Source organism: Streptomyces sp. NPDC107522, from assembly GCF_055657525.1.
The window spans coordinates 15,114-38,255 of sequence record NZ_JBVKAU010000027.1 but is presented as its reverse complement, the minus strand read 5'-3'; the positions used below and the strand labels follow the sequence as shown (position 1 = coordinate 38,255).

General features: G+C 71.8%; 19 protein-coding genes and 1 pseudogene. 12 read left to right on the top strand and 8 right to left on the bottom strand.

Going from position 1 to position 23,142, the window contains the following annotated elements; genetic code table 11:
- Positions 1–1,413 (top strand): RICIN domain-containing protein, encoded by a 1,413-nt coding sequence (locus ACZ7L6_RS41490; RefSeq protein WP_471933381.1) that lies wholly within the window; start codon positions 1–3, stop codon positions 1,411–1,413.
- A 7-nt stretch (positions 1,414–1,420) separates the two neighbouring features.
- On the opposite strand, the gene ACZ7L6_RS41485 is transcribed toward ACZ7L6_RS41490, so the two are convergent.
- Positions 1,421–3,085 (bottom strand): rhamnogalacturonan lyase B N-terminal domain-containing protein, encoded by a 1,665-nt coding sequence (locus tag ACZ7L6_RS41485; RefSeq protein WP_471933379.1) that lies wholly within the window; start codon positions 3,083–3,085, stop codon positions 1,421–1,423.
- Positions 3,086–3,275: 190 nt separating this feature from the next.
- Here ACZ7L6_RS41485 and ACZ7L6_RS41480 point away from each other — a divergent pair, with 190 nt between their 5' ends.
- From ACZ7L6_RS41480 to ACZ7L6_RS41470, 3 genes are all read left to right on the top strand, one after another.
- Positions 3,276–4,328: a rhamnogalacturonan acetylesterase gene (locus tag ACZ7L6_RS41480; RefSeq protein WP_471933377.1), complete on the top strand. Its 1,053-nt coding sequence runs from the start codon at positions 3,276–3,278 to the stop codon at positions 4,326–4,328.
- Between the two features lie 102 nt (positions 4,329–4,430).
- Positions 4,431–6,104, top strand: a complete 1,674-nt coding sequence (locus ACZ7L6_RS41475) for a DUF2264 domain-containing protein (protein ID WP_471933375.1) — start codon at positions 4,431–4,433, stop codon at positions 6,102–6,104.
- 45 nt (positions 6,105–6,149) lie between these two features.
- Positions 6,150–8,126: a PE-PGRS family protein gene (locus ACZ7L6_RS41470; protein WP_471933373.1), complete on the top strand. Its 1,977-nt coding sequence runs from the start codon at positions 6,150–6,152 to the stop codon at positions 8,124–8,126.
- Positions 8,127–8,253: 127 nt separating this feature from the next.
- Here ACZ7L6_RS41470 and ACZ7L6_RS41465 read toward each other — a convergent pair whose 3' ends face one another.
- Positions 8,254–9,651 (bottom strand): hypothetical protein, encoded by a 1,398-nt coding sequence (locus tag ACZ7L6_RS41465; protein WP_471933371.1) that lies wholly within the window; start codon positions 9,649–9,651, stop codon positions 8,254–8,256.
- Between the two features lie 281 nt (positions 9,652–9,932).
- On the opposite strand from ACZ7L6_RS41465, the gene ACZ7L6_RS41460 reads away from it, so the two are divergent.
- From ACZ7L6_RS41460 to ACZ7L6_RS41440, 5 genes are all read left to right on the top strand, one after another.
- A complete protein-coding gene (locus ACZ7L6_RS41460; RefSeq protein ID WP_471933369.1) occupies positions 9,933–10,484 on the top strand; it encodes a DUF6232 family protein in 552 nt (183 codons plus the stop codon).
- A 21-nt stretch (positions 10,485–10,505) separates the two neighbouring features.
- Positions 10,506–10,835, top strand: a complete 330-nt coding sequence (locus ACZ7L6_RS41455; RefSeq protein ID WP_471933367.1) for a hypothetical protein — start codon at positions 10,506–10,508, stop codon at positions 10,833–10,835.
- A gap of 68 nt (positions 10,836–10,903) precedes the next feature.
- Positions 10,904–11,665 carry an isocitrate lyase/PEP mutase family protein gene (locus ACZ7L6_RS41450; RefSeq protein ID WP_471933365.1) on the top strand — a complete coding sequence of 254 codons (762 nt, stop codon included), beginning with the start codon at positions 10,904–10,906 and terminating at the stop codon, positions 11,663–11,665.
- Positions 11,666–11,777: 112 nt separating this feature from the next.
- The gene (locus tag ACZ7L6_RS41445; protein WP_471933363.1) at positions 11,778–12,203 is read left to right on the top strand and encodes an NUDIX hydrolase; all 426 of its coding nucleotides are present in this window, start codon (positions 11,778–11,780) and stop codon (positions 12,201–12,203) included.
- A 146-nt stretch (positions 12,204–12,349) separates the two neighbouring features.
- Complete coding sequence (locus tag ACZ7L6_RS41440) at positions 12,350–13,222, top strand: trypsin-like serine protease (protein ID WP_471933361.1); 873 nt, start codon at positions 12,350–12,352, stop codon at positions 13,220–13,222.
- 58 nt (positions 13,223–13,280) lie between these two features.
- Here ACZ7L6_RS41440 and ACZ7L6_RS41435 read toward each other — a convergent pair whose 3' ends face one another.
- The 4 genes from ACZ7L6_RS41435 to ACZ7L6_RS41420 all read right to left on the bottom strand — a co-directional run bounded on the left by ACZ7L6_RS41435 (position 13,281) and on the right by ACZ7L6_RS41420 (position 19,339).
- Entirely contained in the window at positions 13,281–14,009 is a 729-nt protein-coding gene (locus ACZ7L6_RS41435) for a hypothetical protein (protein WP_471933427.1), read from the bottom strand.
- A 37-nt stretch (positions 14,010–14,046) separates the two neighbouring features.
- Positions 14,047–15,477: a prenyltransferase/squalene oxidase repeat-containing protein gene (locus ACZ7L6_RS41430; protein WP_471933359.1), complete on the bottom strand. Its 1,431-nt coding sequence runs from the start codon at positions 15,475–15,477 to the stop codon at positions 14,047–14,049.
- Between the two features lie 61 nt (positions 15,478–15,538).
- Entirely contained in the window at positions 15,539–16,141 is a 603-nt protein-coding gene (locus tag ACZ7L6_RS41425; protein ID WP_471933357.1) for a TetR-like C-terminal domain-containing protein, read from the bottom strand.
- A gap of 231 nt (positions 16,142–16,372) precedes the next feature.
- A complete protein-coding gene (locus ACZ7L6_RS41420; protein WP_471933355.1) occupies positions 16,373–19,339 on the bottom strand; it encodes an AfsR/SARP family transcriptional regulator in 2,967 nt (988 codons plus the stop codon).
- Positions 19,340–19,561: 222 nt separating this feature from the next.
- On the opposite strand from ACZ7L6_RS41420, the gene ACZ7L6_RS41415 reads away from it, so the two are divergent.
- Entirely contained in the window at positions 19,562–20,608 is a 1,047-nt protein-coding gene (locus ACZ7L6_RS41415; RefSeq protein ID WP_471933353.1) for a class I SAM-dependent methyltransferase, read from the top strand.
- Here ACZ7L6_RS41415 and ACZ7L6_RS41410 read toward each other — a convergent pair.
- Positions 20,598–21,917: a jacalin-like lectin gene (locus tag ACZ7L6_RS41410; protein ID WP_471933351.1), complete on the bottom strand. Its 1,320-nt coding sequence runs from the start codon at positions 21,915–21,917 to the stop codon at positions 20,598–20,600. The two genes, ACZ7L6_RS41415 and ACZ7L6_RS41410, sit on opposite strands and share 11 nt — an antisense overlap.
- Positions 21,918–22,038: 121 nt before the next feature.
- Between ACZ7L6_RS41410 and ACZ7L6_RS41405 the strand changes: the two genes are divergently transcribed.
- Positions 22,039–22,257, top strand: a complete 219-nt coding sequence (locus ACZ7L6_RS41405) for a hypothetical protein (protein WP_471933349.1) — start codon at positions 22,039–22,041, stop codon at positions 22,255–22,257.
- A gap of 91 nt (positions 22,258–22,348) precedes the next feature.
- A pseudogene (locus ACZ7L6_RS41400) lies at positions 22,349–22,492 on the top strand (MFS transporter); the annotation flags it as partial.
- A 5-nt stretch (positions 22,493–22,497) separates the two neighbouring features.
- Here ACZ7L6_RS41400 and ACZ7L6_RS41395 read toward each other — a convergent pair.
- Complete coding sequence (locus tag ACZ7L6_RS41395) at positions 22,498–23,097, bottom strand: hypothetical protein (RefSeq protein ID WP_471933347.1); 600 nt, start codon at positions 23,095–23,097, stop codon at positions 22,498–22,500.
- Positions 23,098–23,142 lie beyond the last annotated feature (45 nt).

Here is a 23,142-nt window from a genome sequence, read left to right as displayed (position 1 = left end):
ATGAGACGTGCGTACGCGGTTCTGTTCGCCCTCTGTCTGGCGCTCGCCGGCGCCCTGGTCACCGCAGGCCCCGCCACGGCCGCACCCCAGACCCTCACCAACGGCACCCAGTTCACCGACACCTCGGGCAACCCCGTACACGCCCACGGCGGCGGTGTCATCAAGGTCGGCTCCTACTACTACTGGTTCGGCGAGCACCGCAACGCCGACAACACCTTCCGCTATGTCGACGCCTACCGCTCCACCGACCTGAAGAACTGGGAGTTCAGGAACCACGTCCTGACCCAGTCGTCCGCCTCCGAGCTGGCCACCGCCAACATCGAGCGCCCGAAGGTCATGTACAACGCCTCCACCGGCAAGTTCGTCATGTGGATGCACAAGGAGAACGGCACCGACTACAGCGAGGCCCGCGCCGCCGTCGCCGTCTCCGACACCGTGGACGGCAACTACACCTGGCAGGGCAGCTTCCGCCCGCTCGGCCAGCACATGTCCCGCGACATCACGGTCTTCGTCGACAGCGACGGCACCGGTTACATGGCCTCCGCCGCCCGCGAGAACTACGACCTGCAGATCTACCGCCTGACCAGCGACTACACGGGCATCGCCGCCCTGGTAGCGGACCCCTGGCACGGCGGCCACCGGGAAGCGCCCGCACTGTTCAAGCGGGGCGGCGTCTACTTCATGCTGACGTCCGGCGCGACCGGCTGGAACCCCAACCAGCAGCAGTACGCCACGGCCACCGACATCGCAGGCCCCTGGACCGCCATGACGAACATCGGCGACTCCACGGCCTACGGCTCGCAGACCGCGTACGTCCTCCCGGTGCAGGGCACGTCGACCACCTCGTACCTCTACCTGGGCGACCGCTGGGGCAACTCCTTCGGCGGCACCGTCAACGACTCCCGCTATGTGTGGCTGCCGCTGACCTTCCCGTCCTCGACCTCGATGTCCATGTCCTGGTCGCCCGAGGTCACCGTCGACACGGCCACCGGATCGATCAGCGGCACGAGCGCCACGTACAACACCCTGATCGCCCGGCACAGCGGCAGGTGCGCCGACGTCACCAGCCAGTCGCAGTGGCCCGGCGCCCAGATCAAGCAGTACGACTGCAACGGCGGCACCAACCAGAAGTACTGGTTCAAGTCCGTCGGCAGCGGCTACTACCAGCTGGTCACCCGGCACAGCTCCCTGTGCGTCCAGGAGAACGCGACCACGGTCACCCAGGAGAACTGCAACGCCTCTGCGGCCGGCCAGCAGTGGTCGCTCACCACCACCGGCTCCTACGTGAACATCAAGTCCCGCGCCACCGGCGAGTGCCTGGACGTGAACAGCGCGTCCACCGCCAACTCCGCCGCGATCATCACCTACACCTGCAACGGAGGAACCAACCAGCAGTGGACGCGCGGAACCTGACGTGAGATCAGGCGAGCAGGTCGATCGCGTCGATCGCCGTGCCCGCGCTGAGATAGCCCGTCGTCCCCGAACCGCTCACCACGTCGATCCTCAGCACGTTGTACTGGCTGGTGTCCGTCTGCCAGGCGGACGCCGGCACGCTGTACGTGAACGTGTGGTTGTTGCCCCGGTAGGAACCGTTGGTCAGCGACCGGGTGTTCGGCTGGGTGGGCGGGGAGGGGATGGCCGACGTCCAGGCGCCGTTGACCGAGACCTGAGGACGGCCGTTGGCGTACGCCGTCGTCACCCCGATCCGCAGCGTGTGCGCGGCCGCCGCCTGGGCCGCCGTCAGCCTGAAGTACACGAGGATGCCGCTGTTGACGTCCTTCCAGAGGTAGCAGGGGAAGGACGCCGTCTCGTTGTTGCCGATGACGACGTTGCCGGTCCAGGCGGCGGCCCGGACGTCGGACGGGTGCGCGTACGTCATCAGGTCGGCGTTCTTGAAGCCGCTCGGGGTGCCGTTCCAGTCGCCGATCCGCCAGATGGCGGTGGCGTTGCTCGGGTCGTTGGAGGACGGGACGGCGATGGTGTTGAGGGTGGTCGTGCCCCCGGCCGTGACCGTCACCGAGCTGGTGTACACGGCGAGTTCACCCTTGTACACGGTGAGCGTGTACGTCCCCGGCAGCACACCCCCGATCGAGAAGTAGCCGTCCGACGACCGCGCCGAACCCCAGTACTGAGCCGCCGAGTTGGCGAGCCCGACCGTGTACGGGTACGCCGTGTTCCGCCCGGAGATCCCGACCCCGGCCACCCGCCCGCGCCCGCTCGCGCCGACGTAACCGGAGATGCCGAGCGAGTCCGCCCACGAGGTGGTCAGCGTGCCCGGGAACAGCGACGAGGAGGGCGCTCCGCCGTCGGTGAGGGCGATGACGTACGGGCCCTGGAGGCCGAAGCGCTGGGCCTCGGTCTGGTTCTGGCCGTAGTACAGGATCTCGTACAGGCCGCCGCCGTCCGCGCTCTGGTGGCGCAGGAGGGAGCGGTAGAAGGGGCCGCCGGACGCCTTCTCGTGGTTGCTGCGCACGATCCACAGGCCGACGCCGCCCGATGTCCAGCCGACGTAGTTGTAGTCCATCACCCGGAGCTTGGAGTAGTGCTTCGAGCGGGTCTGGCCGTCGGACTTCGCGAAGACGTCCGAGGCCTCGATGGTGCTGTTCGTGTACGTGTAGGAGTCGGGCTCGTCGTTGAGGAACAGGCCCTTCTTCACGCGCAGGATGTAGCGGGTCGCCGAGACCGAGTCGTCGGCCTTGTTGGTCCACAGGTAGATGTTGTTCTCGCCGCTGCGGGCCGCGTAGTAGTGCCGCAGTGTGCCGTACGCGACCGAGATCAGGATCGTCGACCCCGACTGCCTGATGGACACGGTGGAGGTGCCGAGGCCGGACTCGATGTGCGAGTTCATGCCGCCGTAGCCCTGGTACTCCGTGCCGCGGTAGACCAGCGAGGTCAGGTCGCCGTTGGTCTTGCTGACCTTGAAGACGAGGCTGGCGCCGGTGTCGACGACGTAGTTCGACCCGTCGTCGCTCCAGCCGAAGGCCGCGGCGGAGGCGGTGCCGCTCAGCGCGGCTGTGCCTGCGGCGACCGTGGTGCCGAGCACGAAGGTGCGGCGTCGGACCGGTCTGTTCGCGGATCCGGACATGGGGGGCCTCCTTCGAGACATGTGGGGGGTGCGGGTGGGAGTGAGAGTGACAGTTGAATCCATTTCGCGAAAGGGCTTTCACGGCGACGGAGTTGGCAATCTTGTGAAATCGGCGCGGAGACTAGAAAGCGCTTGCCCGGCACGGTACGGTCCAGCGCCAGGCATTGTCGTCCTGTGGAGGAGCCGACGCATGAGACGTTTCGACCTCGCCGTCCTGGCGGCGGTGACGCTGAGCACCGGCCTGGCGGCCGCACCGGCCCACGCGTACGGGTCGTACGGCGGTCAGCGGCCCCTCGGTATCGAGAACTGCACCGCCACCGCCTGCCACTTCGACGTCCCGTCCGGCACGTACGACGTGAAGGTCCTCCTCGGCGGCGAGACCGCGTCCAGCACGAGCGTCAGCGGTGAGACGCGGCGCTCCCTGCTCCCAGAGACGGCCGCCCCGGCGGGTGAGCGCGTCGCTCGCAGCTTCACGGTCAACGTCCGCACCCCCGAGGGCGAACCCACCGGCCCCGAAGGAACCCCCGGCCTGGACCTGCGGCTCGGCGGCTCGGCCCCCGCCCTCGCCGGCATCAAGGTCACCCCGGCCCGGCACGCCCGCCAGCTCTTCCTCGTCGGCGACTCGACCGTCTGCGACCAGCCCGGCGACCCGTACTCCGGCTGGGGCCAGCAGCTCCCGCAGTACCTCCGCAAGGGCCTGTCCGTCGCCAACTACGCGGACTCCGGCGAGAGCACGGTCACCTATCTCGCCGACTCCCGCCTGTGGGCCACCGTCCAGCCGCAGATCCGCCCCGGCGACCTGGTCCTGATCCAGCTCGCCCACAACGACAAGACGACCGACGAGGCGACGTACCGGGCGAATCTGGAGGCACTGGTCGCGGGCGTGCGGGAGAAGGGCGGGAAGCCCGTTCTCGTGACGCCCATCGTGCGCCGCTGGTTCAACTCCGACGGTACGCTCGACAACAACACGGCCCTGCTCGTGAACGGACTCGGCGTGGACCACCCGGCGGTGATCCGCTCGGTCGCTGCGGACCGGGGCGTCCCCCTGATCGACCTGACGGCGAAGACCAAGGCACTGGTGGAGTCCCTGGGCGTCGAGGCCTCCAAGGCGCTGTACCTCTACAACGAGAAGCGGGACAACACCCACACCTCGGTGCACGGCGCGACGGTGTACGCGGGACTGGTCCGCGACGAACTCGTCGCCCGGCATCTGGTGCCGGAGGGCCTGGTTCGGGTGGGATGAGTTCCGGATGAGCCCCTGGGGCGTCCCGACCGGAACCGGGGCGCCCCAGGCCTGACCTGCCGAGCAGGCGGGCCCGACCTTTGCCCAGCAGGAAAGAGAACCATGCACCTCCCTCCCGACGACCGCACCCTCAGCCCGCACACCGGCTACACCCGCGCCCACTGGGAGGCTGCCGCCGACGCCCTGCTCGCGGCGGTCGAGCCGTGCGCCACCGAGGACCGCGCCCTCTACCACCTCCCCGGCGACCACGAGAGCTGGTCGGGCCGCCTCTCCGACGGCCTGGAGGGCTACGCCCGTACGCTGCTCCTGGCCGCCTTCCGCCGCGACGCGACCGCACTGGAGCGGTACGCCGACGGACTCGCGGCCGGTGTCGCGGGCGTCTGGCCCCGCATCGAGGACCGCAGCCAGCCCCTGGTCGAGGCGGCGTCGATCGCGCTCGCGCTGCGGCTGACGCGGCCGCTGCTGTGGGACCGGCTGGACGACCCGGTGCGGCAGCGGGCGGCGGCCTGGCTCGCGGACGCCCTGACCGCCGAAGCCTGGCCCTGCAACTGGGAGTTGTTCCCGGTGACGGTGGGCGGCTTCCTCCAGGAGATCGGGTACGAGACCGAGGCGTCCCGCAAGGCGATCGACCGAGGGCTGGCGCGGATCGAGGACTGGTACGTCGGCGGCGGCTGGTACACGGACGGCGACGGCCGGAAGTTCGACTACTACAACGGCTGGGCCATGCACCTGTATCCGGTGCTGCACGCCTGGCTGGCCCAGGACGAGAGGCTGCTGGAGCTGTACGGGGGTCGGCTCCAGCGGCATCTCGAGGACTACGCGCGCCTGTTCGGCGGGGACGGCGCCCCGATGCACCAGGGCCGCTCCCTGACCTATCGGTTCGCGACGACGGCTCCGCTGTGGCTCGGCGCGCTGACGGGCCGCACCCCGCTCGCGCCGGGGGAGACGAGGCGGCTGGCGTCCGGTGCGCTCAAGTACTTCCTCGAGCGGGGTGCGGTGGACGCGAACGGCCTGCTCACCCTCGGCTGGCACGGCCCCGACGAGGCGGTCCTGCAGGGCTATTCGGGCCCGGCCTCCCCGTACTGGGCGAGCAAGGGCTTCCTCGGTCTCCTCCTGCCGGCGGAGCACGAGGTGTGGACGGCCGCCGAGGAGCCCGCCCCGGCCGAGCGCGCGGATGCCGTGACCGCGATCGCCGCGCCCAACTGGCTTCTGCAGTCCACGACTTCGGACGGCCTGGTCCGCCTCCACAACCACGGCAGCGAGGACGTCCGCTACGACCCGTACTACACGCGCCTCGCGTACTCGACGGCGACGGCGCCCTCACCGTCGTACGACAACAGCGTGATCGTCGGAGACGATCCGGGCCGCACCGACATCGAGCCGCTCGGCGTCGGCGACGGCTGGGTGGCCTCGCGGCACTCCGTCGGTGACGGAACCCGGGTCACCAGTCTGGTGCTGACCCGGGGTGCGGTGGAGGTGCGGGCCCATTTGGTCGCCGGGGCGGCCGCCGGGACGCCGGTACGGGTGACGGGGTGGGCGGCAGGGGAGGGCGTACGTGCCGAGCTGCTGCCTGTGCACGGCGGGGTGACGGGTGACGGGCCCACGCTGTTCGTCGCCCTCGCCCGGCTCACCGCCGAGCCGGACCCCGTGCCGCTGGACAAGCTGGTGACCGTGCGCGTGGACGGCGAGGACGGGCTGCAGGTCCACTGGGGCGACGGGCGTGCGGTCGAGGCCCGGTTCGTCGATGCCGGAGTGGAGATCGTCACGCCGGTCTGAGCGGTCTCGGGCGGTGTCTCGGGCAGTATGGGGATCATGGGGATCATGGGGAGAGACGAGCTGGTCGAACTGCTGGGGCGTGCCGGGCTCGAGGTCGTGGGGGACTGGCGGGTCGAGGAGGTGCTGCGCGCTCCGGCCGCCTGGCGGTGGGTTGCCGCCCGGAAGGCCGAACCGGCCGTGAAGGTCCGCTCGGACCGGCCCGACCTGGTGGCCGAACTCAATGCGCAGTGGCACCGGTTGGCGTCCGAGGCGGGGATCCTCGGCGCGGACGGGGTGTTCCTCATCGACCTGCCCGTCAGCCAGAGCTGGGTCCGGGTCCGGCTCACCGACGGCTGGGATCTCGCCGGGGTGCTGGGCGAGCGGCCCGGGCGGCCGGAGTTCGTCACGCTGTCGCTGGACGGGGAGAACCTGCTGGGCGTCACCAGCGAGGAGTACGACGTCCGGCTCGTCGCCGTCGACCGGATCGGGGAGCGGCAGGAGGAGGCCGCGCGGGCGGCGGCCGACGAGACGCCGCAGGAGCCGGCGGCGGCCTGGGCGGCGCTGTTCGAGGGGCTGAAGCCCACGGAGGAGCTGCTCGACGCGTGGGCCGGCGGACTCGCGCGCAGTCCGGCCGTACCGGTGGAGTTGCGTGGCCCCGCCCTGTTCAGGTCCCGTTGGGGGTTCTACGTCCACCTGCCGGCGGAGATCGTGGAGGCGGCCGTGTCGCACCCGGAGTGGAAGACGAGGGCGCTGGTGGCCGACACCTCGCCGGATCTCACGCCGGAGCAGTGGGAGCGTCTCGTCCTCGGCGAGCAGGACGAGCGTGACCGGTGGCGGATGACCATGATCGCCGCCGATCGCCGGGCCGAGCTCTCCGAGGCCGCCTGCCGCGAGCTCGCCGCCGATCCGTCCGCGCGTGTGCGCTCCGAGGCCGCCCTGCTGAAGGGCCTGCCCGCCGCTGTGGCGGTCGCGCTGGCCGCCGATCCCGACGACGGTGTGCGGGCCGTGGCCTGCAGGCCGGCCTGGCCCCATCTCGACGCCGAGGGCCGGGAGGCGCTCCTGGCCGACCCGCACGGCATCGTGCGGGCGAGGGTCCGGCCGCTTTACCACCGGGAGCACCCGATGCCGCGGTCGGTGTACGAAGCCGGGGACATCGAGAGCAGCGCGCTGGAGACCTGTCTCCTGGAGCGCGATCTCGCCGAGCACGTGGCCAGGCACGGTGAGCGGTCCGAGCGTTACGCACTCGCCGGCAACCCGCGTCTGGACCCGGACCTGGTCGCGCTGCTCGGCGAGGACCCCGACGACCATGTCCGCTTCGTGGTGTCCACCCGGCCCGACCTCACCGAGGAGCAGCGTGCCGGTATCCCCGTCGACATGGATCCGGTCACCCGTTACCGGGAACTGGACTGGGTCAAGGCCCTGCACGAGGACGAGGACGCCATGCGCCGCCTGGCCGCCTCCTCCCATTTCCTCGTGCGCCGGAGCGTGGCCAGGGCCCGGCATCTGCCGCCGGACGTCGTCGAGCGTCTCGCTCACGACGAGGACCGTGTCGTCCAGCTCTTCCTCGCCGAATCGTGCGACGACGCGCCCGCGGACATGCTGCTGCGGGTGTGGCGGTGGTGGACCGGCAGCCTCACCGTCCCCGACCGCCCGCGGGGGCACCCGAACTTCCCCCGCCACGGCCTCCTGCGGTACGCCGACGATCCGAGCCCGCGTATGCGCGTGCTGGCCCTGGACGATCCTGCGTCGACGCCCGAACTGGTCGAGAGGCTCAGCCGGGACAGCAGTGCTGAGGTGCGGTACCGGGCCGCGACCGACCCCCGGCTGTCGGCCGTCGCCGCGGCGAGGCTGCTCGAAGACCCGCACGACTCCGTGCGGTACGCCGCCGCGGTCCACCCCCACCTGCCGGCCCGGCTCCTGACGGGGCTGCTACGGGGCCACGGCACCGCGGAGTCGGCCGTCCGGAACCCGGCGGTGCCGGTCGAGGTCATGCGGCGTATGGCCGAGTGGATCAGTGACTCCGCCCCCGCGGCAGACGGCTGATCGCGACGAACGTCGCCGGGGCGGCGAGGTCCACGCGGCGTGGACGGCGTACTCGTTCCACAGCCCGTCCGGGCATCGCACGTATGAGACGCAACGGACGGGGGCGGTCGTTGTACGCCGGACGGCCTCAAGGCTTCAGGCGGGCGATCTTCAGGGTCTTCGTGGTGGGGGACGCGCCGGTGAGGGCGGTCGCGTACGAAGGGGTGACGGGGACGGACGCCCAGGTCAGCGTGCCGTCCTTCTGGACCGCGAGGTCACCGGTGATCCGGGTGCTGACGACCTTCGTGGCGCTCTGGAACCTGCCGTTCCAGTCGATGAGCCGGAAGCTCGTGCCCGCGAAGGTACCGGTGCAGGTGCCGTCCTTGCACTTGGCGTTCTTCAGTGACTCCCATGAGAGGAGCAGCCGGTCCTTGCCGTACGGGGCGAGGCGGACGTTGACGTGTTCGGTGCCCTTGGTGTTGGACAGGCGGATCGCCTTGCCGGCCGCCGGGGTGTTGCGGTTCTTGAGGAAGGCGACGGCGACCTGGTGGGTGCTCGTCCGTGGCGTGACCGTCCAGCCGCGGCCGCTGGAGTCCGCGGGGTTCTTCTTCGCCGACGCGGCACCGCGGGAGGCGAAAGCGGTGGCGTAGCGGCCGGTGGAGGACTTCACGAGGTCGCCGGTGCGGCTCGGGTACGTACCGCCGCAGTAGCCCGCCCAGCACTGCTCGCGCTGGACGACGGGGGCGTTGTCGGGCGCGCCGATCCCCGTCGACACGAACAGCCCCGAACGCCAGTCGTCGAAGCAGAGGGAGGTGAAGGCGCCGGTCTTCTCGGCGTGCAGCGCGATGCCCTCGTTGTGGCTGCACCCCCAGCTCCAACCGCCGCTGAGCTTGGTGCCCTTGGCGCTGACGTACGACAGCTTGTCGCCGAAGTGCCCGTCGGCGAAGCCGCCCGCGCCGTGCACGACGAAGTACGCCCCGTACTTGCTGCCGTTCCAGGTGAGCTGTCCGTCCAGGGTCGGGGAGGTGTCGTTCGTGGAGGTGCCGGTGAGCTTGGTGCGGAAGGTCTGCTTGCCGCCCGTGTAGCGGACGATCGCGGCAGCCGTCTCCTTCCACTTGTTGGTGTCGGCGACCCGGGTCAGCAGCGCGAAGCCGTCGTTGTGGGCGACGAGTCCGCCCACCTCCTTGGCACCCTTGACGACCGTGTCCGCGCCCGAGCGCTTGCCGACGGCGGTCAGCGGGGTGACGTGGACGCCGTCCGCCGCGGGCCAGGCCACGCGCAGGGTGCCGTTCGGGGCCACCGCGGTCGCCGTGCGCGTCCACTCGCGGGCGTTGTTGTAACCCGCCGACAGGTAGGGGAACTTCGCCGACAGGCTCACCGTGGTGGTCGTGGGCGTGAGGTTCGGCCCCGTGGTCGTGGCCGCACCGGCGGTGGCGTACCAGGCCCCGACGAGGGCGGCGGTGGCGGCAACGCCCGCGACGAGGGGCTTGCGGGCCACGCGGACCCGACGGTGACTGCTGGGGGTGGTGCGTCTTGCGGATGTCATGCCTCCTCGTCGCCGCAGGTGGCGCGGAGGTTGCCCGGTCCCAGAGACCGTGACCGGCATCACATGCGGGGACTCTTTCGCCCCTGCCGCCCCTCCGTCACCGACCTTTCCTAAAAGGCTTGTTGGCCCAATATCAAGGGAGCACACTGCTGCCCATCGAATTCCGGGCAGCGGTCGGCCGACGCGCCGACGGCTGTTCCAGTAGACGGGGGAACACGGGATGCCGGTAAATCCCTGCAGATCGCCGTCCGCAGTCACGCGCATGGGAAAGTGAGTGCGATATGGCGAAAGAGCGGGTCGGCCACATCGTCATCAGCAAGAGGGTCGTCCAGATCGGACACGAGGTCTATCCACTGGCCAATATTTCCCGGGTGCAGACGCTGCGGGTGCATTGGGGCGGCAAGTACGCGACGCTCTATCCGCTGCGGCAGATCACCGCCATCGTCATCGTCGTCGGGGTGATCGTCGCTGCGGCCGTGCTGGTTCCGCCCGAGCTCCCGCCGAGCGCCGATTCCGATATCGAACAAACGGCGCGCCAGTTCGCCGCTGTTCTTTCCGCGGTGGCGGGAGTGCTGGTGGCCTACTGGCTCGTCATCCTCCTCTACCGCCTCTTCATCAGGCGACGCCACTACGCCCTCGTCATCGAGACGGCGGGCACGCAATACACCGCCCTGTCCGGCACGGATTACGCCGAGATCCACCGCATCAGAAACGTCATCGTAGGAGCCATCGAGAACCCGCCCGCGCAGGCGACATCCGTACAAGTGCACGGGGATGTCGTGATGGGCGATCAGCGCAAGCAGGTCGGAAGCGGAAATCGCATGTACACCTGAGCACGTCGAGAGGATGCTGCAATGTCGGACATCGTGTACGGGAACCAGAACAAGCAGGTCGGCGACCACAACGAGATGACGGTGACGCAATCGGGGGGACTGTCCCGAGCCGAACTGGACGCCGCCGTCGCCGAACTGCGGGCCTTCGTGGCCGAGTTGGTGCGCGACGGCCTCGTCGCCCCGGACGGCAGCGTGACGGATCCGGGAGCGGTCGTGGACGCCGTCAACTCCCGGCCTGGCCGGTTCCGGGCCCTCACCAGGGCTCTCGCCGGTGGCGCCAGGGACGCCGTGCTCTCCGCGGTGCAGGGCGGGGTCGCCGCCCTGGTCACGGGGCTGGTCCGGCCGATGTGACCGATCCGCACACGGCCCGTCCGCACACTTCGGCAGGCACCGAAGCGATCCGGCCTTAGCGTGCCGGTGTGACCGAGAGCCCCTTCACCGACCTGCACCACACGGACCGGCCCCTCCTCCTCCCCAACGCCTGGGACCACGCCTCCGCGACCGCCTTCGCGGCCCAGGGCTTTCGTGCGATCGGCACGACGAGCCTCGGTGTCGCCGCGGCCGCCGGTCTGCCCGACGGGACGGCGGCCACCCGCGACGAGACGCTACGACTCGCCCTCACCCTCGGCTCGGAGCCTTACCTGCTCTCCGTCGACGCGGAGGACGGCTACAGCGAGGACCCGGACGAAGTCGGGGAGTTCGCCCGGGAGCTCGCGGCGGTCGGAGCCGTCGGCATCAATCTCGAGGACCGTCTGGGCGCCGCCGACCTGCACGCCGCGAAGATCGCAGCCGTCAAGGCGGCGGCCCCGGACCTCTTCGTCAACGCCCGGACGGACACCTACTGGCTGGGCGACGGCGACCGCGAGGAGACCCTGGCCCGGCTCGGCGCCTACCGACAGGCGGGCGCCGACGGTGTGTTCGTCCCCGGACTCACCGACGCCGGCGACATCGCCGCGCTGGTCCAGCGCCTCGACGTGCCGCTCAACGTCCTCTACTCGCCGTCCGGTCCAGGCTTCCCCCGCCTCGCCGACCTCGGCGTGCGCCGCGTGAGCCTCGGTTCACTGCCGTACCGGCGGGCGCTCGGCGCGGCCATGGAGGCGGTCGAGGAGATCAGGTCGGGCCGGGCCCCGACCGGTCCCACACCGTCGTACGACGAAGTGGGCGCGCTCAGCCGCCGATGACGGCCGCGGCGCGACGTGACTCACAGCGACGGGCCGCGGGTTCCTGTTACCGTTGACTCTTTCGCGGGTATCAGACCCTTTGGACTCATCACCGGCGAGGGACCGAGGAACCATGACCATGGACATCCCCGGCGACAGGCGACTGGCGGCCGCCGTCGTGATGGACGACCAGGAGCGCGTGCTGCTGGTGCGGCGCAGCGAGAAGGAGCGGTTCCTGCCCCGGGTCTGGGGTGTTCCCTGCGGGAAGCTGGAGCCGGGTGAGAGTCCTGAGGACGGGGCCCTGCGCGAGCTGAAGGAAGAGACCGGGTTGCTCGGCAAGGTCGTCCGCAAGGTCGGCGAGTCGTCCTTCGTCAGTGTCTACCGGGGGCACGAGGTCAAGAACTGGCAGGAGAACTTCCTCGTCAGGCCGTTGTCCGAGAGCGTCACCCTGCCCGAGCCGGATCAGGACGCGCGGTGGCTCGGCCGGTCCGAGCTGACCAGTGTGGAGATCGACGCGTACAACCTCGACATCGTGCGCCAGGCCCTCACCGGGTCCTGAGCCCGCACAGACCGATCGCACCTGACGCATAGGGAAAACCCTGCAGCAGTGGGCACGCTCTTGTCGCAGCCGCCACCAGGCGTTTCACTTGGCGCACCCCCCCCACAGGAGAACACCCGGGCTCATCTGCAGAAGGGTCAGTTCTTTTGTCAGCGATACGCGCCACCGCCGTCACCGCGGCGGCCTGTGCGGCCGTGCTCGCCACGGCGCTGCCGTCCTCGGCCATCAACTCGTACAACGCGACGCCCGCCCCCGAACGCACCGAGGTCGGCGCGCTCGTGGCCACCTGGGACAACGACGGCGATCCCGCGACCCCGGACCGGGTCGACTGGGTCTGCTCCGGCACCATGGTCGACGCGGACACCTTCCTGACCGCCGCGCACTGCACCACCGACTGGCCCGACAACGTGAAGTTCTACGTGTCGCTGGACCAGGACGTGCAGGCCGGCCTCGACGCCGCCGCCAAGAAGTACCCCGGCGACCCGGCCGCCCAGGCGAGGGCCGTCGCCGTCCAGGGCACCGCCCACAGCCACCCCGACTACCCGGGGCCCGCGTCCGACACCCATGACATCTCGGTGATCGAACTGCCCGCCGCGCAGGTCAAGGCCCGCTGGACCTTCACCCCGGCCACCCTGCCCACCGCGAACCAGCTCGGCGCGCTCGGGCCGCGGGGCCTGAACGCCACCGACTGGTTCGTCGCCGGATACGGCACCCAGGAGGCCGTCAACGGCCCCGGCGGGCAGACCCACCCCGGCGGCGGGGTCCGGATGAAGGCGCCGGTCACCTTCGACGCCCTCAACGACTCCTGGGTACGCCTGGCGATGACCGCCCCGCAGGGCAACGGCGGTGCCTGCTACGGCGACTCGGGCGGCCCCAACTTCGCCGTGATCGGCGGCAAGAACGTCCTGGCCGCCACCACGATCACCGGCGACACCCCGTGCTACGCGACGAACGTGACGTACCGCCTGGACACACCGGGCGCTCGCGCCTTCCTGTCGCCGTTCGTGAAACTCCCGTAACCCCTTCCGATCCCGCTGCCGGCGCACAGAGCCGCCGGGCAGCGGGATCGGCAAGTCGTCACAAGGCCCCGAGCCGTTCCGCCAGATCGCTCAACGCCCCCAGATAGTCCCGCACCTCCAGCGGCACCTTCGCCACAGCGCCGGGATGCGGGCCCGCCGCCGTGAACACATCGGTGTGCCGCCGCCGTCCGGCGCCCGTCTCCAGGAACAGCGTCACCGTGGGCGCGTCCGTGTCGCACCAGGCCCGGTGCAGGGTGTGCGCGGGCAGGGCGTACGAGCTGCCCGCCGCGTACTGCCCCACATGCGTCAGCCGCAGCCGCGCCGGACCGGCCGGCTTCAGTACCCAGTCCGCCGACCGCTCGGCCAGCGACTCCTCGTAACGGTCGGCCGCCATACCTGCGTCGCTGTCGACGACCTCGTACAACTCCGTGGCCAACCGGCCCTGGACCACGTAAGAGGCCAGCGCCGAACGGTGGTTGTGGATGTCCTCCTCGCCGATCGCGCCCGCCCCCGGATGCCACACGTGCGCGCGCAGCATGTGCCACGGGCCGCCGTCGATCAGCAGCAGCTTGTCGAAGCCGAGGACATGACGGTACGACAGCCGGGCGCAGCCCTGCGGGTCTCCCGCGCCGGAGGCGAGATCGGCGATCAGCGCGGACAGCCGGTCGGGGGACCCGAGTTCGGTGACCACCGAGCGGGCGGCGGCCGCCAGCTCGTGCTCGGGCAGGTCACCGTCCAGCGCCCCGGCCAGCAGCCGCCGCGCCGCCAGGATCTGCCGACCGCCCATGCACTCGCCCTCCGACAAACGCTCGCCACCATCGAGTTCAGCCACCCGGCTGGTACATCCATACGGCATGCGCGCGCAGCGCCGACAGACCCTGATAGGTCATCCACATCGGGCGGCGCTGCTCGGCGCTGCCGCCCAGCCGCCAGAACCAGATGCCGTCCGTCTGCCCCGCCCACACCGCGGCGACGGCCCCGTCCAGCCGCACCCGCCACTCGTCCTCCAGCCCGTCGGCGCGGGCGAGCTCCAGCGCGCCCGGCGTGAGCAGGGCACGGACCAGCCAGGATGCGGTGAAGTGCCGTACGTTCAGCACCTCGTGGTGGGAGGGGTCGTCCGTGCGCGGCCGGCGCACCTCCTCGTGGAGGTTCTCCAGGTCCGGGCAGGTGTCGTGCGGTGCGTCGGGACAGGCGAGCAGCCAGCGGATGCCGTCCTCGCGGGCGGTCCGGGCCCGGGCGGCGCGCGCGTCGCCGTCCTCGCCCAGGACCCGGGCGGCCCGGTCCAGGGCGACGACGGCCTGCGCGGTGTGCAGCGGGGACGGTCTGCCGTACGGCGGTTGCAGGCGGTAGCCCCAGCAGCGCAGATGGTCGCGGCGCGGGTCGCTGATCGCGCCGTCCGCGAGGGCCTCGCGCAGCAGGGGCAGGACGTCGGAGCGGGGCGCGGCCCGCAGCAGCCCGCGCAGCACGGTCGTCACCACATGGGTCGACTCCCGTCCGGCACGGTCGAGTTGGCGTGTGAAGCCGCTCGCGCACCGGTCCACCTCGGCGGCCAGCCGCTCGCCGGAGGCGCCCGCCCGGGCCAGCGCGCCCAGCACCAGCGCGGTGACCTCCGGACGGGCCTCGGACCCCTGTGACCGTGCCGACCAGCCGCCGTCCGGCAGCCGCAGCCGCCACAGCGTGTCCACCAGGTCTCCGGTGCTCAGCCGTCCGTCGGGCATGCCGAGGTCGAGCATGATGTGCAGGCCGTACGCGGTGCCGACGGGGGTGGGCCGGGACGGCGAGTCCTCGCCGAGGGCGTGCGGCCAGCCGGTGAGCCGCCCGCGCTGCGGGTCGTCCACGACGGACACCTGGTCGACGAGGGTGCCGTAGGCGGAGGCGAAGACCTGGGGGAGCGGGCCGTGCGCGCCCGGTGCCATGGCGGCGGTTCCCACGGCGGTGAGCCGGGCGGGATCGGCGGTCGCGGCTGCCGTCCGGGCCCGCAGCAGTGCCGCCGCCAGCCAGGCCGCGACGAAGGTGCCGAGTCCGCTGACCCCCGAGATCAGATACCGGGCGGCCGAACCGTCCAGCGAGTCGGGCAGCACACTGAACAGGAACTGGAACACGCCGTATCCGGCGGCCGCGCACCCGAGGCCGCCGAGCCAGCCGACGAAGCGCGCCGGGGGCGAGTTGTCCGTGGGTTCCTCATCGGGAGCGGGCGGTGTGGGGCCTGGCTGACGGAACCTCAAGGGGCCGCGTCCGAGCTGCTGTTGGGACAAGACACGCTCCCTCCCCCGTGGTGGCGGCGTGTGACCTCCGCGAAGCTTCCAGTCTAAGTGGTCAGGGTGACAACTGGGGCGGCCGCCGGTCCTGCTCCTTCCGCGGCCAGTTCACGAGCGCCACGTGCAGGGCGTCGACGGCGCGCTCCCAGGACTCCTGTACCGCCCGGGGTGCGCCGAACGCGCCGGTGGACTCCAGGGCGCAGTAGCCGTGGAAGGTGCTGCGCAGCAGGCGGACGGCGTCGGTGAGGTCCGGCTCCTCGAGGCCGTAGGCGCGGAGCATGCCGTAGGTGATCTCGGCGGTGCGGCGCATCGCGGGGGAGTCGGCGACCAGGGCCTGGTCGACCCGGATCTGGGTCGCCGCGTACCGGCCGGGGTGCTGACGGGCGTACTCCCGGTAGGCGGCCGCGAAGGCGACCAGCGCGTCCTTGCCGGCCCGTCCCGCCACGGCGGCGGCGATCCGGTCGATCATCTCGCCACCGGCCAGCAGCGCGACCCGCGTCCGCAGCTCCTGCAGATTCCTCACGTGCGAGTACAGGCTCGCGTCCTTCACCCCGAAGCGCCGGGCCAGCGCGGACAGACTGACGTTCTCGAACCCCACCTCGTCGGCGAGCTCGGCGGCGGCCGCGGCGAGACGGTCGGCGGTCAGTCCTGCGCGGGCCATGGGGGTGTCCTCCCACTACGGAAAGCTAGGGTGTCTGGGCCGGATGCTAACGCCAGTCCCTGGTCCGTCCGCGGTCTCGCCGGCAGAGCCCCCTGGCGGGGCCGGAGGTCACGCGCATCCCCTTCGCAGGCTGGTGCTGCGTGAGGGCGCCGAGCGTTGCCGCTGCTGGTCGTGGTCCTCGCCGAGAGGTGGGGCTCGGCTTCGCGTGACCCCGCTCCCGTGAGCTCGCTGTCATGACCGGCCGAGGTTGCGTTCGATGGCGCCCCGGGCCAGCTCCAGGACGGCGTTCCGGCCGGACACCGGCGTGGCGGCGGGCGGGGGGTGCTCGGCGCCGGGTACGGCGGGGGCGTCGGGTGCGTGGTCGGCCGCGGCCTCGATCCGGGCAGCCGCGTCCTCGTCACCCAGCCGCCGCAGCAGGTCGGCCAGATTGCGCAGGGTGGTCCACAGGTGGGTCCAGTTGCCACTGCGGGCGAAGTAGTCGATGACCTCGCGGTAGCCGATCAGTGCCTCGTGGACCCGGCCCGCCGAGGCACGTACCGACAGCAGGCCCACCGTCGCGACACCGACGAGGAAGGTCGCGCCGGAGCCGCGGGCCAGGTCGACGGCACGGATGTAGTTCTCCTCGGCCTGCCCGGTGTTGCCCGCCAGGCTCTCGATCTCTCCGGTGACATAGGCGCCCCAGGACACCATCGAGGGCGACACGGCGGCGGCTGCGCCCCGGTCGTTCAGTCGTCGTGCCTCGTCCAGATCGCCCGCGTAGGCCTTCGCCAGGGCGGCGACGCCCAGGCACTCCCGCTGAGCACCGATCAAGTCGGCGGCGGACAAGGCGTGTTGCACCACGTCGTCATGGGCGCCGCGGGCCAGGTCGGCGACCGAGAGAGGCATCAGGCAGAGCCAGGCGTCGGGGCTGCCGGTGCTCTGCGCCAGTCCGGCGCGGGCGAGTCGGTCGGCCCGGCGGTAGTCGCCGTTGTGGTAGGTGGCTTCCGCGGCGATGCCCAGTACGGCCGTGGCGCGCGGATGGCCGGCCAGCGCCGGATCGTCGCCCAACTCCCGGGCCCAGTCACGCAGTTCGAGGAGATCGCGGTAGGCGATCGCGTCGAACAGGGCGATGACCATGGCGGTCGCGTCGTCCAGGGCGCCCCGGTCGCGGGCCAGCCGCCACGCGGCCCGCAGGTTGGGCAGCTCACGGCGCAGGACGGCGTCGGCCTCGGGTTCCCGCTCGCTGCCCATGGTCGCGCCGATCCACGAGGCCAGCTCCACGGCCCAGCGCACCAGACACTCGGCCGCGGCCTTGTCCTCGCCGGCCGCGGTGAGCCGGTCCAGGCCGAACGCCCGCAGCGTTTCCAGCATGCGGTAGCGGGTGGTGCCCTCGAACGTGGCATCGATCATGGAGGCGTCGACGAGGCGCGCGAGGGCGCTGCCGGGATCGCTCTCCAGGCCCAGACCGGCGGCGAGTCGCTCCGCGGTGGCGAGATCGACGCCGTCGGGGAAGACCGCCAGATGCCGGAACAGCCGTCGCTCGTCCTGGGTGAGGAGGCGGTACGACCACTCGACGGTGGCCCGCAGCGTGCGGTGCCGGGAGTCGCCGCTGGTGCTGCCCCCACCGAGCAGGTCCAGCGAGCGGTCGAGGCGGTCGTACAGGTCACTGAGGGAGAACGTGGACAGTCGGCCGGCCGCGAGTTCGATCGCCAGGGGCATGCCGTCGAGCCGGTGTACGACGTCGGAGACCGTCCGCAGCTCCGCCCCCGTCGGCGCGCGCCCCGGCCGGACCCGCCGGGCCCGGTCCAGGAACAGCGCCACGGACGGCACCCGCAGGGGGTCCTGCGAGGGGCGGGGCAGCGGGAGGGGCGCCAGCCGCCAGACGTGCTCGGCCGGCATGCCGAGGGCCTCACGGCTCGTGGCCAGCAGGCGGATGCCCGGGCACGCGGAGAGGATCACGTCCACCGTGTCCCGTACGCCGTCGAGCAGGTGCTCACAGTTGTCGATCACCAGCAGGCCGTGGTGGTCGGCCAGCACGGCGACGCAGGCGGAGAGAACGTCCCCCTGCTCGACGCGCAGGTTCAGGACCGCCGCGAGGGCGTGCGGGATGGCGGCGGAGTCGGTCACCGGAGCGAGCGGCAACACCGTCGCCGGACCGCTCCGCCGCGCGACCTCCAGAGCGACGCGGGTCTTGCCGACACCGCCGGGGCCGACGACCGTGACCAGTCGCTCCTCCGCCAACAGGCGGTGAAGGGCGGCGACTTGGGGCTCGCGGCCGATGAGGGGCGTGGCCGGGGCGGCCGGTGTGCGGGGCGGGGCGGGGACGCCGGGCCGGCGCGGTGGGCTGGTGGTGCTGTCGGGGGTGGGGCTGCGCTGCGAGGTGGCGGTGCTGTGGGGGATGGTCGTGCGGTCTGGGGAGGTGGTGCGGTCGGGGGAGGTGGTGCGGTCTGGGGAGGTGGTGCGGTCGGGGGTGGCGATGTCCTGCTCAAGCGCATCCAGCGCGGGCGACGGGTCCAGCCCTGTCTCGTCGGCCAGCCGCCGCCGGTACTCCCGGCCGATGCGCAACGCCTCCGGTGCCTGGCCGGTCGCCGCCAGCGCACGCATGTGCAGCAGCACCCCGGGCTCCCGGAGCGGATCGCCGGCCGACGACGTCGCCGCGAGGCCCACGACCTGCTCGGCCTGCCCTGCGGCCACCGCGGCGGCGATCAGCGCGTCGGTCACCTCGACGTGCAGCCGCTCGCAGTCCTCGACCGCGGCGGCAACGGGCCCGACGTCGGTGAGGTCGGCGAGCGCCGGCCCCCGCCACAGCCCGTACGCCTCCCGCAACAGGGCGTACGAACCGGCCGGGTCCCGCTCCGCGGCCGAACGTGCCGCCGCGAGCAACGCCCGCGCCTGGGCGGCGTCCAGTCCCCCGGAGTCGAGTGCGAGCCGGTAACCGTCCTGCCACGTCTCCAGCAGAGCCGCTCCCGCACCGAGGTGGCCGCGCAGCCGGGAGACGTGGTTGTGCAGGGCCTGACGCCCGGACGCGGGGACTTCCGACGGCCACAGCGCGTCCACGAGGCGGTCGACCGTCACGGTCCGGCCCTCCGCCAGCGCCAGCAGCGCGAGCACCGCGCGCCGCTTCGGACCCGGTACGTCCACGAGGGCGCCGTCGACGAGAAGCCGCAGCGGCCCCAGCACCTCCACCCGAACCGACGACGGCGACGGCCCGACCGCCATGGCACCTCCGGTGTCCAGGGCCCGCGCGACGAGGACGGGCGCAGGCGGACTCTCGCCCTGTCAGCACGACGATAGCCCGTGCGAGCGCCATGACAGCCCGTGCGAGCGCCGTGACAGGCCCGGCGTCGAACCTTTGTGTCGTGGCCGGCACGAGCCGGTCCCACCGGACCCAGGGGCAGATCCCGCCGGACAGACCCCACCGGACAGGAAGGGAATCCAGCCGTGGACCACGAGAAAGTGAACGAGTTCCTGGGCCGGTTCGTGACCGACCTGGGCGCCACCGAAGCCGCCGGCTCCATCGCCGTCGGCCACCGGCTCGGCCTCTACCAGGCGCTCGCGGAGGGCCCCGCGACGCCGGAGGAGTTCGCCGAGCGCACCGGCTGCCATCCGCGCTACCTCACCGAGTGGCTGCGCGGACAGGCCGCCGGTGGATATGCCGCGTACGAGCCCACGAGCGGACGGTTCTCGCTGACCGAGGAGCAGGCGTTCTGCCTGGCCGACCCCGAGGGCCCCAACGTGGCGGCGGCGTTCCGCTTCGCGCTCGCCATGCTGCGCGCCGAACCCCACATCGCCGAGGCCTTTCGCAGCGGCGAGGGATTCGGCTGGCACGAGCACGACGAGGACGTCTTCGTCGGGGTCGACGTGTTCTACCGGCCCGGTTACGTGGCCGAGCTGGTCCCGAACTGGATCCCCGCGCTGGACGACGTCGACGCCAAGCTCACCGCGGGCGCTCGGGTCGCGGACGTCGGCTGCGGCCTGGGCTCCTCATCGGTGCTGATGGCCGAGGCCTACCCGCGCACCAGGGTCGTCGGCTCGGACTACCACGCCAGGTCGATCGAGCTGGCGCGCAAGAAGGCCGCCGACGCCGGGCTCGCCGACCGGCTCACCTTCGAGATCGGCACCGCGCAGACCTTCAGCGGTACGGACTACGACCTGGTGACCATGTTCGACTGCCTGCACGACATGGGCGACCCGGTCGGGGCCGCCCGGCGTGTGCGCGAGGCGCTGGCCGAGGACGGCACCTGGCTGCTGGTGGAGCCGAACGCCTCCGACCGGGTCGAGGAGAACTTCAACCCGGTCGGTCGCCTCTACTACAGCGGCTCCACCTTCCTCTGCGTGCCCAACAGCCTCTCCCAGCCAGGTGGCCACTCACTCGGTGCGCAGGCCGGGGAGGCGGCGATCCGAGCGGTGGTCACGGAGGCGGGCTTCTCCCGGTTCCGCCGGGTCGCGGAGACGGCGTTCAATGTGGTCTACGAGATCAGGCCGTAGGCGCGTACAGCACGCCCAGCTTGTCGATCTCGTCGCCCGACCGGCCCGTGAAGCCGACGATCTGCCGGCCGGACGGGGCCGTGAAGGTCCTGGCGTCGGACGTGGCCGTACCCGAGGACAGGGTGCGGCCGCGGTCCGTCGTGAAGGCGGCGGAGAAGATCCGCGTACGGCCGTCCTTCTGGCCCTGCGTCAGCTTTACGGCGGTGATGTGCTCGCCCGCGGCCAGGGTCAGGGAGGTCGCCGTGCCGCCCGTACCGCCGTGGGTGAGGGCCGTGCCGCCATCGTGGGTCAGGGAGACCGCGTCCAGGCGGGAGCCGCCGCGCAGGGTGAGGGTGCGGGGGGACGGTGCCGCCGGGAGGTCGTCGGCGTCGTTGAAGGCGGTGCCGTGCGGGCCGCCGAAGAAGTCGCTTGCCCGCAGGGAGGGGTTGAGGGTGTAGGAGAAGCCGACCGTGTGCGGGAAGTGGTCGGAGAGGTGCTTGCCGTCGTCGCGGAGGAACTTCGCCCAGTCGTTGTTGTAGCGGGTGGCGTTCAGGGTGAGCAGCTTGCTGCCGCGGTAGAGGACCTTGTCGACGACCTCGCAGTCGTTGGTCGGGGCGGTCGCGTCGCAGAGCAGCGCGTCGCTGCCGGCCGCCGGCGGTGTGCCGCCCTTGACCAGCTGCACCCAGGCGTCGGTCAGGCCGTTCTCGCCGACCAGCGTGCGGATGTTGTCGCCGGTGCGCGTGTAGCGGGTGTTGGTGTCGCCCATGACGATCACCGCGTTGCCGGAGGAGTTGGCCTGGATGAAGTCCGACAACTGCTCGATGTTGGCCCGGCGGGCAGCAAGCGCGGCGTCGTCGGAGTCGGCGTTGGTGTGGACGTTGTAGAGGTCCACGAACACGCCCTCGGCGAGGCGCACGCGGGCGAGGGAGAAGCCCTTGGGTGTCAGGCAGTTCGTGCCCGTGCAGTCGTTCCACTTCACCCGCTGGAAGTCCTCGAAGGCGAAGTCGGACAGGGTGTTCATGCCGTCGCCGAAGCCCGCTCCACCGCTGGTGGCCGTGCGGTACGGGTGGGTGTCGTTGGCGTACAGCGACGCGTGGTAGTTGAAGTCCTCCTGGACGTTGACGATGTCGTACGGGGCGAGGCGCTGCCCGATGAGCGGCGTGTTCGTCTCGGGGTCGCTGTCGCCGAGGCCCAGGGGGAGCCCGGCGATGTTGTACGTGAGGACGTCGAAGGTGCCGGAGGTGGCGGCCGTCGCGGGCGTGGCCGCGGTGGTGGTGAGGCCGGTGAGGGCCAGCGCGGCCGCCGCGAGCGTGCCGATCAGTCTTCTCATGGTGGGGGTCGTCTCCGGGGGTGACAGAGGGGCAAGAAGGTGGGCACTGAAGGTGAGCGCTGTTCAGGTTCCGCGTCAACCAGGGTGACGCACAAGGGCCGTTGGGGAAACAGTGAGAGGCGTGACGTTCCGCCGTGTCCGGGGAACCCGGCGGCCACCCGCTGCTCTCCTCGTCGGCGCACTGGCGGCGCCCTGGCTGTCCCGGCGGATCGGCGTGGGACGCAGCATCGCCGTCGGCTCCGTCCTGTTCCCGGCGCCCATCGCCCTCGCCACCGGTGCGGACGGGCCCGCGTGGGCCCGGGCCGGGATCCTCGGCGCGACCTACTTCGCAGCCGCGTGACCGGTGCCTACAGCACCGTCAACTACGGCGTGCGCCCCCTGGGCGCGGGGCGCCGGCCAGCACGATCGGCCTGCGGACGACCCTCGTCACGGCCCCGATCGGCGCGGCCGTCCTCACCTGGGCCGCGGAACGCCACGGCACCGCCCCGGTGGGCCTGCTCGCGGGCGGATGCTGCGTCCTGATCGCGGCCGCCGCCCTCTTCACCCCGATACGGCGGTCAGGCCACCGCCCCTGACCGGCTCACCCCCGCCCGCGCCCGCACGCCGTACGCAGCGCGTCCAGCGCGGCCCACGCGGCCCCGTCGTCCTCCCGGTCGAAGACCAGCGGCGCGAAGGCACGGTCCCGGGCGAACACCACGTACGACTCCGCGAGGTACGACAGGCCGCCCCACTCCTCGCGCCGGTGCACCCGGGCCAGCACCCGGCCGCAGGGCGGGCACACGATCCACGGCACGACCTCCGACTGCGGGGACGCACCCTCCGGCAACACCGCACGCAGCGGGAGCGTCTCCTCGGCCCCGTCCTCCAACACCCGCCATCGCGCGGGCTGTCGGGCATCCGGCGAGCACCCCGCGATCGACGCCCCGAGCCGGTCCCACACGCCCCACTGCTCGGCCATCACCGCGAGTTCGGCCCGCGCCGACTCGCCCACCGGCAGGCCCTGCTCGGTCAGTCTGCCCACCAGCACCTCGAGCCCCGCCTCCTGCTCCCCGATGTCCCAGCAGGACTGGACCTCGTCGACCTGCTCCTGGTCCGGCAGCAGGGCGGCGAGGCGGGACCACACGGCGGCTTCGGCGGCGTAGGCCCTCACGCGGGTGTCCCGTTCGTGATCGTCGTTCATCGGGCGAGGTCAGCGGGGCTTTCATATCGTCGGAGCGGTCACCCC

What these genes read in the sequence shown, in the direction of transcription:
- ACZ7L6_RS41490 (WP_471933381.1), top strand. Translation starts at nt 1, where the DNA reads ATGAGACGTGCGTACGCGGTTCTGTTCGCCCTCTGTCTGGCGCTCGCC.
- ACZ7L6_RS41425 (WP_471933357.1), bottom strand. Translation starts at nt 16,141, where the DNA reads ATGGCCCGCGCAGGACTGACCGCCGACCGTCTCGCCGCGGCCGCCGCC.
- ACZ7L6_RS41485 (WP_471933379.1), bottom strand. Translation starts at nt 3,085, where the DNA reads ATGTCCGGATCCGCGAACAGACCGGTCCGACGCCGCACCTTCGTGCTC.
- ACZ7L6_RS41475 (WP_471933375.1), top strand. Translation starts at nt 4,431, where the DNA reads ATGCACCTCCCTCCCGACGACCGCACCCTCAGCCCGCACACCGGCTAC.
- ACZ7L6_RS41470 (WP_471933373.1), top strand. Translation starts at nt 6,150, where the DNA reads ATGGGGAGAGACGAGCTGGTCGAACTGCTGGGGCGTGCCGGGCTCGAG.
- ACZ7L6_RS41420 (WP_471933355.1), bottom strand. Translation starts at nt 19,339, where the DNA reads ATGGCGGTCGGGCCGTCGCCGTCGTCGGTTCGGGTGGAGGTGCTGGGG.
- ACZ7L6_RS41445 (WP_471933363.1), top strand. Translation starts at nt 11,778, where the DNA reads ATGACCATGGACATCCCCGGCGACAGGCGACTGGCGGCCGCCGTCGTG.
- ACZ7L6_RS41480 (WP_471933377.1), top strand. Translation starts at nt 3,276, where the DNA reads ATGAGACGTTTCGACCTCGCCGTCCTGGCGGCGGTGACGCTGAGCACC.
- ACZ7L6_RS41410 (WP_471933351.1), bottom strand. Translation starts at nt 21,917, where the DNA reads ATGAGAAGACTGATCGGCACGCTCGCGGCGGCCGCGCTGGCCCTCACC.
- ACZ7L6_RS41460 (WP_471933369.1), top strand. Translation starts at nt 9,933, where the DNA reads ATGGCGAAAGAGCGGGTCGGCCACATCGTCATCAGCAAGAGGGTCGTC.
- ACZ7L6_RS41395 (WP_471933347.1), bottom strand. Translation starts at nt 23,097, where the DNA reads ATGAACGACGATCACGAACGGGACACCCGCGTGAGGGCCTACGCCGCC.
- ACZ7L6_RS41435 (WP_471933427.1), bottom strand. Translation starts at nt 14,009, where the DNA reads ATGGGCGGTCGGCAGATCCTGGCGGCGCGGCGGCTGCTGGCCGGGGCG.
- ACZ7L6_RS41455 (WP_471933367.1), top strand. Translation starts at nt 10,506, where the DNA reads ATGTCGGACATCGTGTACGGGAACCAGAACAAGCAGGTCGGCGACCAC.
- ACZ7L6_RS41465 (WP_471933371.1), bottom strand. Translation starts at nt 9,651, where the DNA reads ATGACATCCGCAAGACGCACCACCCCCAGCAGTCACCGTCGGGTCCGC.